At 61.4% G+C, this 12,896-nt stretch carries 13 protein-coding genes; 5 read left to right on the forward strand and 8 right to left on the reverse strand.

Annotated features, from left to right (window positions below):
- Positions 1-35 precede the first annotated feature (35 nt).
- Positions 36-341 carry a type II toxin-antitoxin system RelE/ParE family toxin gene (locus ATY76_RS01560; protein WP_088673015.1) on the forward strand — a complete coding sequence of 102 codons (306 nt, stop codon included), beginning with the start codon at positions 36-38 and terminating at the stop codon, positions 339-341.
- Positions 334-624 (forward strand): addiction module antidote protein, encoded by a 291-nt coding sequence (locus tag ATY76_RS01565; RefSeq protein WP_088673016.1) that lies wholly within the window; start codon positions 334-336, stop codon positions 622-624. Before ATY76_RS01560 ends, ATY76_RS01565 begins: the two co-directional genes overlap by 8 nt.
- A 49-nt stretch (positions 625-673) precedes the next feature.
- On the opposite strand, the gene ade is transcribed toward ATY76_RS01565, so the two are convergent.
- On the reverse strand, positions 674-2,371 hold the full coding sequence (ade, locus tag ATY76_RS01570; RefSeq protein ID WP_088673017.1) for an adenine deaminase: 1,698 nt from the start codon (positions 2,369-2,371) through the stop codon (positions 674-676).
- 116 nt (positions 2,372-2,487) lie between these two features.
- Positions 2,488-3,591 (reverse strand): branched-chain amino acid ABC transporter substrate-binding protein, encoded by a 1,104-nt coding sequence (locus tag ATY76_RS01575; protein ID WP_088673018.1) that lies wholly within the window; start codon positions 3,589-3,591, stop codon positions 2,488-2,490.
- Positions 3,592-4,051: 460 nt separating this feature from the next.
- Here ATY76_RS01575 and ATY76_RS01580 point away from each other — a divergent pair, with 460 nt between their 5' ends.
- The gene (locus ATY76_RS01580; RefSeq protein WP_088673019.1) at positions 4,052-4,966 is read left to right on the forward strand and encodes an HD-GYP domain-containing protein; all 915 of its coding nucleotides are present in this window, start codon (positions 4,052-4,054) and stop codon (positions 4,964-4,966) included.
- 82 nt (positions 4,967-5,048) lie between these two features.
- On the opposite strand, the gene ATY76_RS01585 is transcribed toward ATY76_RS01580, so the two are convergent.
- The 6 genes from ATY76_RS01585 to ATY76_RS01610 all read right to left on the reverse strand — a co-directional run bounded on the left by ATY76_RS01585 (position 5,049) and on the right by ATY76_RS01610 (position 10,863).
- Entirely contained in the window at positions 5,049-6,374 is a 1,326-nt protein-coding gene (locus ATY76_RS01585; RefSeq protein WP_088673020.1) for an aspartate aminotransferase family protein, read from the reverse strand.
- Positions 6,375-6,721: 347 nt separating this feature from the next.
- Positions 6,722-7,039, reverse strand: coding sequence for a metalloregulator ArsR/SmtB family transcription factor (locus tag ATY76_RS01590; RefSeq protein ID WP_088673021.1), 318 nt, complete (start codon positions 7,037-7,039; stop codon positions 6,722-6,724).
- A 117-nt stretch (positions 7,040-7,156) separates the two neighbouring features.
- Entirely contained in the window at positions 7,157-7,906 is a 750-nt protein-coding gene (locus ATY76_RS01595; protein ID WP_088673022.1) for a pyridoxamine 5'-phosphate oxidase family protein, read from the reverse strand.
- A gap of 31 nt (positions 7,907-7,937) precedes the next feature.
- Entirely contained in the window at positions 7,938-8,990 is a 1,053-nt protein-coding gene (choV, locus tag ATY76_RS01600; protein WP_088673023.1) for a choline ABC transporter ATP-binding protein, read from the reverse strand.
- Positions 8,987-9,832 carry a choline ABC transporter permease subunit gene (gene choW, locus ATY76_RS01605; protein WP_088673024.1) on the reverse strand — a complete coding sequence of 282 codons (846 nt, stop codon included), beginning with the start codon at positions 9,830-9,832 and terminating at the stop codon, positions 8,987-8,989. Before choW ends, choV begins: the two co-directional genes overlap by 4 nt.
- Positions 9,833-9,906: 74 nt before the next feature.
- Positions 9,907-10,863 carry a choline ABC transporter substrate-binding protein gene (locus ATY76_RS01610; protein ID WP_088673025.1) on the reverse strand — a complete coding sequence of 319 codons (957 nt, stop codon included), beginning with the start codon at positions 10,861-10,863 and terminating at the stop codon, positions 9,907-9,909.
- 234 nt (positions 10,864-11,097) lie between these two features.
- Between ATY76_RS01610 and ATY76_RS01615 the strand changes: the two genes are divergently transcribed.
- On the forward strand, positions 11,098-11,700 hold the full coding sequence (locus ATY76_RS01615; RefSeq protein WP_088673026.1) for a thymidine kinase: 603 nt from the start codon (positions 11,098-11,100) through the stop codon (positions 11,698-11,700).
- 68 nt (positions 11,701-11,768) lie between these two features.
- Complete coding sequence (locus ATY76_RS01620) at positions 11,769-12,842, forward strand: hypothetical protein (protein ID WP_088673027.1); 1,074 nt, start codon at positions 11,769-11,771, stop codon at positions 12,840-12,842.
- Positions 12,843-12,896: the final 54 nt, after the last annotated feature.

Here is a 12,896-nt window from a genome sequence, read left to right on the forward strand (position 1 = left end):
ATTTGACAGCTTGTATTTTTTAAATTACAATTGATATGTTCATTCTGAAGCAGACGGCCACTTTCCAGAAGTGGCACAAGAGATTGAAGGATGGAAAGGCGAAGGCGATGATTGCCCTACGCCTCCAGCGTCTTGCGACCGGACATGCCGGCGATGCCGCGCCGGTCGGCGAAGGGGTGAGTGAACTGCGCATTCACTATGGGCCCGGCTATCGGATCTACTACCGCAAGCGGGGAGAGACCATCATCGTGCTTCTCTGCGGAGGCGATAAGAGCACGCAGGAAGCCGATATAAGAATGGCAAAGAGAATTGCCATGGAATGGAGCGACGATAGTGGCTGAAGAGATCTTCGACTTCGATCCGGCTGAGTTGCTTGACACCGACGAGGCTATCGAAACCTTTATTACCGAAGCACTGCAGACTGGTGATGCGAAATTCATCGCATCGGCTCTTGGCGTCGTTGCGCGCGCCAAGGGCATGAGCAAAATTGCGAGGGAAACCGGCCTTGCGCGCGAACATCTCTACAAGGCACTCAGTGAGAACGGAAATCCCACGCTTGAAACCACGCTGGCGGTCATGAAAGCGATCGGGCTTGAGCTGACGACGCGGCATCACGCTGTTTGAGATTTGATATAGCTGCTTTCACGAAAATCTCGCGGCCCTATTGGTTGCGTCACCCGATCAGCGCGAATTTGTCGACGTCGACCATTCCCTTGTCCGAGATCTTCAGGTGCGGGATAACAGGCAGCGGCAGGAAAGCCAATTGGAGGAAGGGTTCTTCCAGGGTGGCGCCGAGCGCGAAGGCGGCCTTGCGCAGATGATGCAGCGTGTCGCGGACCTTTTCGTAGGGCTCGAGGCTCATCAGGCCGGCGACGGGCAGGGCGATTTCGCCGGTGACCTTGCCATCCTCCACGACGACGAAGCCGCCCTTGATTTCGCCGAGGCGGTTTGCGGCGCGGGCCATATCGTCCTCGTCGACGCCGACGACGCAGATATTGTGGCTGTCATGGCCGACGGTGGAGGCGATGGCGCCCTTCTTCAGGCCGAAGCCCTGGACGAAGCCGTTGGCGTGGTTGCCGTTCTTGCCGTGGCGCTCGATGACGGCGACCTTAATGATGTCGTTGGAAAGATCGACGGTCGTCTCATTGCCTTTGACGGGCAGGCGGTAGCGGCGATGCTCGGTGATGATCTTGCCCGGCATGACGCCGATGACCGATGTTTCGCCCTCTCCGGCCGGCACACCGAAATGGGCAGCGTTGACCGGCCGGGCCTTGACGCTGTCGAGGCCGATCGGAGCGACCGGTTTGCGCGTGGAAAAGAGAGCGTCGGTGACGCGGCGGCCGGCGGCGAAGACCATTTCGGCGCGGCAGTTTTCCAGGCTGTCGAGAACCACGAGATCGGCGCGCCAGCCCGGAGCCACCAGACCGCGGTCCCTGAGGCCGAAGGCGCGGGCGGCCGAGATCGAGGCGGCGCGGTAGACCGCCAGAGGTTCCACGCCGTTGGCGATCGCCGTGCGGATCATATGGTCGAGATGGCCCTGTTCGGCGATATCGAGCGGATTGCGGTCGTCGGTGCAGAGCGCGAGATAGGGTGAAAGCCGCTCGGTGATGATCGGGATCAGCGCGGCGAGATCCTTCGACACGGAGCCTTCGCGCACGAGGATATGCATGCCCTTGCGGATCTTTTCCATCGCTTCGGCGGCACTCGTGCATTCGTGTTCGGTCCGGATGCCCGTTGCGAGGTAACCGTTGAGGTCGTTGCCGGATAAAAGCGGCGCGTGGCCGTCGATATGGCCGCCCTGGAAGGCGTCGAGTTTCGCCATACAGACGGGATCCTTGTGGATCACGCCGGGGAAATTCATGAACTCGGCAAGGCCGATGACCTTCGGATGATCGCGGAAGGGCAGGAGACGCTCGATCGGCAGGTCGGCGCCCGCGGTTTCGAGATGTGTCGCCGGAACGCAGGAGGAGAGCTGGACGCGGATGTCCATAATCGTCTCCAGCGCCGATTCCAGGAAGAATTCGATGCCCTCGGTGCCAAGCACATTGGCGATCTCGTGCGGATCGCAGATGGCGGTGGTGACGCCATAGGGCAGGACGCAGCGGTCGAATTCATGCGGCGTGACCAGCGAGGATTCGATGTGCAGATGCGTGTCGATGAAACCCGGAACGACTATTCTGCCCGAAATGTTGATCTCGGTCTCGCCTTCATAGTCGCCGGAGGTGCCGACGATGCGGTTGGCGCCGATGGCGATGTCGGAGCGGACGATATCGCCGGTCACGAGATCGAAGAAACTGCCGCCCTTCAGCACGATGTCGGCGGGGATACGGCCTACACCCTGGTCGATGAGACGTTCAAGTCTGCTGGTCATGGTACCGCTCACATTGCAACCGATTCCAAAACTTATAACCGATCTGCCGCGACATGCGATGCCCACAAACGAAACCGGGCGCCATAGGGCGCCCGATCACTGTTTTGCGTCGTAGCTTACTCGGCGGCGACGATCTTGCCGCCTTCCCACTTGTAGAGCGAGAAGCTCTGCGAGGTCAGGTCGCCGGTTTCGCCGTAGGTGAGCTTGCCGATGGCGGTGGGGATTTCCATGCCGCCCTTCAGCGCGGCTGCGACGGCTTCGGCATCCTCGGCACTGCCTGCCTTCTCGATGCCGGCCTTCAGCACTTCGACGGCAGCATAGGCGTTCAGCGTGAAGGCCTCGGCCGGAATGTTCTTGGCGGTGAGCGCATCGGCAGCCGTCTTGGAGTCCGGGCTCTTGGTGGCGTCGGATGCGTTGGTGAACAGCGTGCCTGCTGCGGCATCCGTGCCGATTGCCCAGAATTCGGTGTTGGAGAGGCCGTCGCCGCCGATGATCATGGCGTTGGCGGCGAGGTCATGCAGCTGGCGGGCGAGCAGGCCGCCTTCCGGGTGATAGCCGCCGAAATAGACGATATCGACCTTTTCGGACTTGATGCGGGTGGTGAGCGCGCTGAAGTCCTTGTCGCCGGGCGTGATCGCGTCATTGACGACTTCGGTGACGCCGCCGGCGTTCAGCGTCGCCTTGAAGGCGTCGGCGAGGCCCTTGCCGTAAGCGCCCTTGTCGTTGACGATGGCGATGCGCTTGTCCCTGAAGTTCTGCAGCACGTATTTGGCGGCGACTTCGGCCTGCTGGTCGTCGCGACCGCAGGTGCGCAGCACGTTGGTGAGGCCGCGCTTGGTGAGGTCGGGGGCGGTGGCCGTTGGGGTGACCATCAGCACGCCGTTTTCAGCCAGAACGTCCGAAACGGGGATGGCAACGCCCGATGTTACCGGGCCGACGACGAAGCGGATGCCGTCGCCGACAACCTTGTTGGCGGCGGAAACGCCCTGCTTCGGTTCGCCGGCATCGTCGGCCAGTTCGAGGACGACTTTCTCACCGAGAATGCCGCCCTTCTTGTTGATCTCGTCGACGGCGGTCTGGGCGCCGTTCTTTACCTGGTCGCCATAGGCGGCGACGGGGCCGGTCAGCGGAGCAATCAGGCCGATGGTGATATCGGCATGGGCGAGCGGCGCAAAGGCAAGCGACGCGACCAGGGTCGCCGTCAATGTCTTGAGGGTCATTGTCTGTCTCCTTGGATGGGGTCATGGACCCACGATGATGTGCCGCGCCGGCCTTTCGATCATTCAACGGCTTTCCGGGCCGTGCCAAGGACGATCGATAGCGGTGCGATCAGCGAACCTGCCGGCCATGTTTGACTCGGGAAGGCTCATGGCAAGATTTCTAGAAATTTTGGTGTGATTGCGCAAGTTCATAACAAAATAGAGGGAAAATCCGGCCGATCTGGTCCGAAAATCGCAGCCGAGGGTCATTTTTCTTCTGGATTTCGCCTTTTTTCAAAAGGGGGGCCCTGCGAGTGCCCTCATCAGGGCGGTAGGCCAAGGGCATGCGGCTGTCTTTATCTTTCCCATTAACCGTTAATTTGGCCAGCGGCAGTAGTATCGCGCAATATCCAAATGCCGCAGCAATGAAAAAGAGAATCTTACAAAAAATCACATAGACATATCGGGAATAGAGATCTGGATGCTCAAGCGTATCGACGCCAGCCAGGTGCGCATCGGAATGTTTGTGGAAGCCATCGAGGGTCTGTGGCAGGACCCTCTCTTGTCCCGGCGCAGATTTTCCCTGCGACGCGAGACCGATGCGGCAAAAATTCGCAAATGCGGCACAGCCAGTGTGGTCATCAACACCAGCAAGGGTGTCGATACCGACGGCCTGCCGGGGCGCGACACCGAGATCGATATCAAGGCCGCGCTCGAGACGGTCCATAAATCCGTGCAGATACTGGAAGAGGTTTTTGGCAGGCTGCGGAATGGCGAGGGGATCAGCGCCGATCATGTGGCGCCGGTAATTTCCTCCGTCTCCAAGTCGATGGAGGAGAACCCTTCGGTTTTCTTGAGCGTCACGCGCCTGAAATCAAAGGACGAAGTGACATTTCTGCATTCCATCTCGGTGAGCGCGCTGATGATCCTCTTCGGCCGCCATCTCGCTCTCGACGAGGAGACGGTGCAGATGCTCGGCACTGCCGGGTTGCTGCACGACGTCGGCAAGCTCGAAATTCCGCTCGAGGTGCTCAACAAGGAAGGGCGGCTGGAGCAGGATGAGATCACGCTGATCCGGGGGCATCCGGAGAAGGGACACGCATTCCTGTCGCGGCAGGAGGGCATGTCGGAGATCGTTCTCGATGTCTGCCTCAATCATCACGAGCGCATGGACGGCAAGGGCTATCCGCGCAGGCTGTCCGGCAGCAAGGTGAGCCTCCACACGCGCATTGCGACGATCTGCGACGTCTATGACGCCCTGACCTCGGTGCGGCCTTACAAGGCGCGATGGAGCGCGAACGATGCGCTAAAATGGATGCTCGGCAATGAAGGGCATTTCGACCGCCGGCTGCTGAAAAAATTCGCTCTGTGCCTTTCCGTCGCCGCCGTGAGCTGAGGTTTCCCGGTTTCGGAAGGAAAAAGCCCGCGGGGATCTCGTCCGCCGCGGGCCATGGTGTCGGAAGCCGTCGGAAGATGCTTCAGATGTTGTTCTGCAGGATGGTCCTGAGCTTGCCGAAAAGCTCGTCGATATGTTGCTTCTCGATGATCAGCGGCGGGGAAAGCGCGATGATATCGCCGGTGGTGCGGATCAGGAGGCCGCTTTCGTAGGCCTGCAGGAAAGCGGTGAAGGCGCGCTTGGTCGGCTCGCCGGCGATCGGGTCGAGTTCGATCGCGCCGATCAGGCCGGTGTTCCTGATGTCGATGACATTGGGGCAGTCCTTGAGCGAATGCAGCGCGTCGGCCCAGTAGTCGGAGAGTTCGGCGGCGCGGGTGAGCAGGCCTTCCTCCTTATAGGTGTCGAGCGTGGCAAGGGCGGCGGCAGACGCGATCGGGTTGCCGGAATAGGTATAGCCGTGGAAGAACTCGATCATGTGCTCCGGACCGTTCATGAAGGCGTCATGGATCTCGGAGGTGACGAAGACTGCGCCCATCGGGATGACGCCGTTGGTCAGTCCCTTGGCGGCGGTGATCATGTCGGGCTTGACGTCGTAATATTGCGCGGCGAAGGGGGCGCCGAGACGGCCGAAGCCGGTGATGACCTCGTCGAAGATCAGCAGGATGCCGTGCTTGGTGCAGATCTCGCGCAGCTTCTGCAGGTAGCCCTTCGGCGGGATCAAAACGCCGGTGGAGCCGGCCACCGGCTCGACGATCACGGCGGCGACGGTGGAGGCGTCATGCAGCGTGACGATCCGCTCCAGTTCGGTGGCGATATCGCCGCCATGTTCGGGTTCGCCGCGGGTGAAGTTGTTCTTGCCGGGCTGGTGGGTGTGCGGCATGTGATCGACGCCGGTCAGAAGCGTGCCGAACATCTTGCGATTGGTGACGATGCCGCCGACGGAGATACCGCCGAAATTGACGCCGTGATAGCCGCGCTCGCGGCCGATCAGGCGGAAGCGCGAACCATTGCCCTTCACGCGGTGATAGGCGAGCGCCACCTTGAGCGCCGTCTCGACGGATTCGGAGCCGGAATTGGTGTAGAGAACGTGGTTCAGGCCTTCCGGGGCGATGTCGACTAGGCGGTTCGCCAGTTCGAAGGCTTTGGGGTGGCCGAGTTGGAAGGCCGGCGCATAATCGAGCTCGCCGGCCTGCTCGCGGATCGCCTCGGTGATCTTCGGGCGGCAGTGGCCGGCATTGACGCACCAGAGGCCCGCCGTGCCGTCGAGCACCTGCCGGCCGTCATGGGTGGTGTAATACATGTCCTTGGCGCCGACGAACAAACGCGGCTCCTTCTTGAACTGGCGATTTGCCGTAAACGGCATCCAGAAGGCGCGAAGATCGTTCGGTGCGTTGAGGCGATTGGACATGCTGTTCTCCTGGCCGCTGGCGGCCCGTTCCCGGGGCTCTACGCCCATATTTTTACTGTCCGGTCAAATTATCAAGGCTTGTCGACGCGTCAACGAGAAAAGTCCCGACGGTCCCCCTGGGACCGGCAGATCGAGGCGCGTCTCACGATCCTTCACCTTCGCCGGCAGGAAAAGCGATGGTCTATATTGGAGATGACAGGCGCGCCTGAAAAGGCACGACCGGCAAATCGCGAGGATCTGCCGGTCGTGCCATTAAGGTTCTGGTGCTGAAATATCGTTGCCGCGCCTCTGGGAACATCCCCTTACGGACACGATATCTGCCGACGCTCATGTCAGCGCTATCATCATCAGGCTGCGGATCGATTCCTGCTCTGAACGAGGTAGATGTCTTCGAGCGTCGCCAGGATTTTCATGACGGGCTCGGAGGTGCTGGAATAATAGATGGTCTGTGCATCGCGGCGGGTCTTGACCAGCTTCTGCGCGCGCAATTTCGAAAGGTGCTGGGAGAGAGCCGACTGGCTGAGGCCGACCTGCGTTGCGAGGACGCCGACGGCGACTTCGCCTTTTACAAGGCTGCACAGGATCAGCAATCGCTTCGGGTTGGCCATGGCCGACAATAAAGCTGCCGCCACATTTGTGTGGTCGGCCAAATCAGAGGTTTCCATATTGTTATCTTCCTAATGCGAAACGTACGTCATCCGTGTTGGCACAGGCCGCCCGGACGGGATACGACTAGGCGGCGAAAATTAGCAATTAGGCTCGAAGATTGTATATACCTAAATTTAAGGTATCGAGTATGCTATTTTAGATATGTTTGAACAAATGTGATCGGAATCCACAGCCAGGGTTTCGAATTCATATCGCAGCAAAAAGTCACCCGAAATCATGTCGAAGCCTGCGGGATCGATACCGCAAATGCGCCAGGAGCCCGATTCTGGCGCCTTCAACCGTGTTGCGAGGGTTTCCGCTATATCGGGGTGTCGCCCTATTAAATCTTGCACTGTTTCATCAGCTTTGGCGGCAACCTCTTCATTCGCCGGCGACTGGATGACGAGATCGCGCCCCTCGAGCAGGTAGGCGCGGCCGAAGCCGCCATTGAGGCTGGCCCGTTCCGGGTTGAGGCGGAAGAAGAGAAAATCCGGGAAATCAATATAGAGTTTTGCCTTGGCATGGCGGTCGAGGAAACGCGTGCGGATGCGCTCGTGGATTGCGCTGCCGCTCTCGACGGGTTCTGCCAGGCATTGGGTCGTCAGGCGGGCGTAAGCAAGCGGATCGCCCTTGCCCGGCTCGCCGGTGAGCAGCGATGCGCGCGGGTCGCCCGCGAGCGCCTTGGTGTGGGCCGAGAGCTGCGAAACGAGAATGACCGGCGTGCCATCAAAATCGGTGGCGAGCAGGACGCGGCTGGCAAAGGGAAAGCCGCTCTCGGGGTCGAGAACGGCGATCGCGGCATAGCGGGCGGAGCGCAAAAGCACGCGGGCGAGCTTGCGCGCCTCGTCATCGGTTTCGCGTATGGGCGAGGGCTGATCTTTCATATCCGCTTTGTGGCAAAGCGGATTAAAAACATCAAGCGTCCTCCTTTCGGCGATGGCGGGTGAGACCGGCGACGATATCCTGGGCCGTGATCGTGCCGACAACAGCACCGTTCTCCACGATGCCGATGCTGCCCGGCTGGCGAGCGAGCACGTCGAGGATATCGACGAGCGGGGTTGCAGCGCGGGCCGTGGCGCTGACGCTCATGCCGGCGGCCGTCTGGCCGAGGCCGGGCTGCATGACGTCGGCGGCGGTCAGCATGTTGATCGGATTGAGGTTCTGCACGAAATCGGCGACATACTGGTCGGCGGGATTCTTGACGATGTCATGCGGCGTTCCGCACTGAATGATGCGGCCGCCCTCCATGATGGCGATGCGGTTGCCGATGCGGAAGGCCTCGTCGAGATCGTGGCTGACGAAGAGAATGGTCTTCTTCAGCCGCCGCTGGAACTCCAGCAGTTCGTCCTGCAGGCGGGTGCGGATCAGCGGATCGAGCGCCGAGAACGGTTCGTCCATCAGCAGGATCGGTGCGCCGGTGGCAAAGGCGCGGGCAAGGCCGACGCGCTGCTGCATGCCGCCTGATAGTTCGTTGACCTTGCGGTCCGCCCATTTCGTCAGGTTGACGAGTTCGAGCTGCTCGCCGACGCGCTGCTTGCGTTCGGCCTCCGGCATGCCGGCAAGTTCGAGACCGAAGCCGACATTCTCGGCGACGGTGCGCCAGGGCAGGAGCGCGAACTGCTGGAACACCATGGAGACGGTGTGGGTGCGCAGGCCGCGCAGGGTCTTGGCATTGCATTTATAGGGGTTGACGGGGCCGGTGACGGTCGAGACCGAAACGTCGCCGCGCACCACGGGCGCAAGCCCGTTGACGGCGCGCAGCAGCGTCGACTTGCCGGAGCCGGAGAGGCCCATCAGCACGAGGATCTCGCCTTCCTCGATGCTCAGCGAGGCATTGGCGACGCCGAGCACGAGGCCGGTTGCGGCGCCGATCTCATCGCGCGTTTTGCCCTGATCGGCCATGGCGAGGGCCGTTTCCGGCCGGTCGCCGAAGATGATGCTGACATCCTTGAAGCTTACCGCGGTCATGCGCCGTCTCCTTCATCCGCCGTGCGGAACATGCGGTCGAGAATGATCGCCAGGATGACGATGCAGAGACCAGCTTCGAAGCCCTTGGCGACATTGACGGTGTTCAGTGCGCGCACCACAGGCACGCCGAGACCGTCGGCGCCGACGAGAGCCGCAATAACCACCATCGACAGCGACAGCATGATGGTCTGGGTGAGGCCCGCCATGATCTGCGGCGCGGCGAAGGGAAGCTCGACCTTGCGCAGCACCTGCATCGGCCGGGCGCCGAAGGCGACAGCCGCTTCGACGAGCGACGGCGGCGTCGAGATGATGCCGAGGCGCGTCAGCCGGATGGGGGCGGGGATCGCGAAGATGACGGTTGCGATAAGGCCCGGCACCATGCCGAGGCCAAACAGGATCAGCGCCGGGATCAGATAGACGAATGTCGGGATCGTCTGCATCAGATCGAGTGCGGGACGCATGGCGGCATAGATCCAGGCGCGGCGGGCGGCCGCGATGCCGAGCGGAATGCCGATCACCATGCTGACGAAGGTGGAGGCGAGCACGAGGGCAAGCGTCTCCGTCGTTTCCTTCCAGTAGCCCTGGTTCATGATCAGCAGCAGCCCAAGACAGGTGAAGAGGGTGACCGCGATCGACCGGCGCAGCCAGAAGGCGATGGCCGTGATGATGGCAATGACGATTAGCGGGTGGGGCGTCTGCAACACGAAGAGCAGGCCGTCGATGACGTGCGACAGCAGCGAGGCGAGTTGGTCGAAGAACCATGCGCCATTCGAGGTCAGCCAGTCCACGAAGGCTTTGGCCCATGAGCCGATGGGAATCTTAAAGTCGGTGATCCAATTCAAGGGGCGCGCCTATCCAGAAAAAATCAGCAATCGGACAAAATGAAACGGGGCGGCAAGCCGCCCCATTCATATCATCAAAGGCCGAGACCGGTCTTGGCGGCCGCGAGCGCATCGCCCTTGCCGTCGCGGCTCTTGACGCCAGCCAGCCAGGGCTCGAGCGCGGCCGGATTGGCCTTCAGCCATTCGGTCGCCGCCGCTTCCGGCTCCTTGCCGTCGTCGAGGATTTTGCCCATGATCTGGTTCTCCATGTCGAGGGAGAACGTCAGGTTCTTCAGCATCGCGCCGACATTCGGGCATTCGCTGAGATAACCGGCGCGGACATTGGTGTAGACCTTGGCGCCGCCGAAATCAGGCCCGAAGACGTCGTCGCCGCCGGTGAGGTAGGTCAGCTTGAAGTTGGTGTTCATCGGATGGGGTTCCCAGCCGAGGAAGACGACGGGCTTGCCCGCCTTCTCGGCACGGGCGACCTGGGCGAGCATGCCCTGTTCGGAGGATTCGACGACTTCCATGTCCTTCATGCCGAAGGTGTTCTTTTCGATCAGGTCCATGACGAGGCGGTTGCCGTCATTGCCGGGCTCGATGCCATAGATCTTGCCGTCGAGATCGTCCTTATGGGCAGCGATGTCCTTGAAGTCCTTGATGCCGAGTTCCGCGCCCTTGGCGTTGGTGGCGAGCGTGTACTTGGCGCCGACGAGGTTGGGGCCAAAGGATTCGACCGATTTGTCGTCGAGGTAGGGACGGACGTCCTTTTCCTGCGTCGGCATCCAGTTGCCGAGGAAGATGTCGATATCCTTGTTCTTCAGCGAGGTATAGGTGACCGGCACCGAGAGAACCTTGACGTCGGTCTCATAGCCGATGCTCTTTAGCACCACGGATGCGGTGGCGGTGGTGGCGGTGATGTCAGTCCAGCCGACATCCGAGAAGCGGACGGTGGAGCAGCTGTCAGGGTCTACGGCGAAGGCGGCGGTCGCAACGGAAAGGGCGGCGACGGCGGTTGCGGTGACGAGTTTGAATGTGCTTGTTGTTTTCATTTTAGACTCCCAGTCTTTAGGTCCCCAAGCCAATCACCAATAGCCCAGTTTGACAAGCGACCTCAGTGTGTTTGCGTCGTATCGGCGGGTGCGATTGCGACGTTTGCAGATTTTTCGCGGTGGCCGGTTTTCGCGACTGGCGGTGGCTTTTAAGCGTCGATTCCTGTGATTATTGCCGTTACGGGTCTTTTCTTTGCCGGTGCGAGCTTTCAATAACCGATCAAGGAGACATCGATGGCAAAGCTCTATTTCAACTATTCGACGATGAACGCCGGCAAATCGACCATGCTGCTGCAGGCCTCCTATAATTATCAGGAGCGCGGCATGCGGACGGTCCAGCTGATCGCGGCCTTCGACGAGCGCGCCGGCCGGGGCGTCATCGGCTCCAGGATCGGGCTGGAGTCGAGCGCCATTCCCTTCGAGCCGGACGAGGATCTGTTCCAACTGGTCATGGCACTGAGCGGCGAAGGGGCGCCGATCTCCTGCATCTTCGTCGACGAGGCGCATTTCATGACGCCTCTCCATGTCTGGCAACTCGCCCGCATCGTCGACAGGCTTGGCATCCCCGTCATGGTCTACGGGCTCAGAACCGATTTTCAGGGCAAGCTGTTTCCTGCCTCGCAGGAGCTCCTGGCGATAGCCGACGAAATGCGCGAGGTGCGCACGATCTGCCATTGCGGGCGCAAAGCGACGATGGTGGTGCGGCTCGACGCGCAGGGCAAGGTGCTGCACGAAGGCGCACAGATCGACGTCGGCGGCAACGAGAAATATGTCTCGCTTTGCCGCAGGCACTGGGACGACGAGATGAACGGCGCCTGGATCGCCGAGCCTGCCTGAAGCCGTCTGTTTTCTTTGGTGCGATAAGCGACTAGCTTACCGGGCAGGAGATTCCCTGGAGAGATCAGGTGCGCAAGCCCCCGCCATTCGACAGCCAGTACGAGGCCTCAAGCGGCCTTGCCGAAAAGATCGCGGCCGAGGGAGCCTATTGCGCAGGCTGCATCCGCGCCTTCAACAGCGATGAAGCCCATTCGGCCGACGAGGTCTTCCTCGAGCAGAACGCCCGCTTCCAGGCCCATATCGCCGATAGCACCGCGCTCGACGCGCTGCTTGCCGAGCTGGTCTTTTCGCTCGACCATATGACGGCGGAGGTTTCGGCCGATCTCGACAGTTTCCGCGGCTTGACGCTGCGCGAGAAAATGGCCGGCTGGACGTCGCGCCAACGGATGTGGCGCAAGTATACCGAGCGCGTGCGCGAGGCGCCTGTCATCGAGCGGCTGCTCGACCTCCTGACGAAATCGGACGCGCTCGCCAGGCTGATCGCCGGCCAGCGCGCCGCGATCATGGAACGCCACAAGGCGGCCGAACACAGCCTCGTCTCGATCGTCGAGCAGCGGCGCCGGCTGGTCGATTCCATCGACATCGCCCGCCTGAAGATGAAGGAGCTCAACGCCAAGGCGCTGACGACGCAGGGCCGCATCGGCGTCTACGGCAACCGGGCGCATTGGGAGCAGATGGAGGCGGAGCGGCGGGCGCTGAAGGCGGAGGCGGAGCGCATTTCCGCGGAAGAGCACGTGATGCGGGACGACAGCCAGCGGCGCGAGCGTTTCATCACGCTGTTCCAGGCCTTCGTCGATTCACTGAACGGCCGGATCGGCGCCTGCAACGTGCTGCTGCGCAAGCTGATGATCGATGTCGAGGAGCGGCTCCTCATCTACCAGGCGCAGGTCGATACCGACCGGCCGGGTATGAAGGGCAGGATCAAGCCGGGACTCTTTCCCGATATCGCGGCACCCATCAGGCTGTTCGAGAAGGGCATGCTGGTCGCCCAGGATTTGGAGCGGCGCAAGAGCCGCGCCGACCTGGAAGCGGCGGGAAGATTTCCTGCCTATGCCGAGCCGTTGCCGGAAAGCTCGGGCGCGCCGCTCATCGATGCGGCCCGCAGGTCCTTCCGCTTCAGCCTGCCGTTCCTGCGCTCCTGAGCCGTGAAGCGCGGGGTCGACCATTCGCAAAAATCGAGTGGCTCGTGTTGTGCT

Origin of the sequence: Rhizobium sp. R339 (assembly GCF_002211395.1) — a bacterium.
Taxonomy (GTDB): domain Bacteria; phylum Pseudomonadota; class Alphaproteobacteria; order Rhizobiales; family Rhizobiaceae; genus Rhizobium.

Excerpts from the sequence above, each read along its gene's own strand:
- ATY76_RS01560 (WP_088673015.1), top strand. The coding sequence starts at position 36 with ATGTTCATTCTGAAGCAGACGGCCACTTTCCAGAAGTGGCACAAGAGA.
- ade (WP_088673017.1), bottom strand. The coding sequence starts at position 2,371 with ATGACCAGCAGACTTGAACGTCTCATCGACCAGGGTGTAGGCCGTATC.
- ATY76_RS01595 (WP_088673022.1), bottom strand. The coding sequence starts at position 7,906 with ATGAAAGATCAGCCCTCGCCCATACGCGAAACCGATGACGAGGCGCGC.
- ATY76_RS01590 (WP_088673021.1), bottom strand. The coding sequence starts at position 7,039 with ATGGAAACCTCTGATTTGGCCGACCACACAAATGTGGCGGCAGCTTTA.
- ATY76_RS01610 (WP_088673025.1), bottom strand. The coding sequence starts at position 10,863 with ATGAAAACAACAAGCACATTCAAACTCGTCACCGCAACCGCCGTCGCC.
- ATY76_RS01575 (WP_088673018.1), bottom strand. The coding sequence starts at position 3,591 with ATGACCCTCAAGACATTGACGGCGACCCTGGTCGCGTCGCTTGCCTTT.
- ATY76_RS01585 (WP_088673020.1), bottom strand. The coding sequence starts at position 6,374 with ATGTCCAATCGCCTCAACGCACCGAACGATCTTCGCGCCTTCTGGATG.
- ATY76_RS01580 (WP_088673019.1), top strand. The coding sequence starts at position 4,052 with ATGCTCAAGCGTATCGACGCCAGCCAGGTGCGCATCGGAATGTTTGTG.
- ATY76_RS01615 (WP_088673026.1), top strand. The coding sequence starts at position 11,098 with ATGGCAAAGCTCTATTTCAACTATTCGACGATGAACGCCGGCAAATCG.
- choV (WP_088673023.1), bottom strand. The coding sequence starts at position 8,990 with ATGACCGCGGTAAGCTTCAAGGATGTCAGCATCATCTTCGGCGACCGG.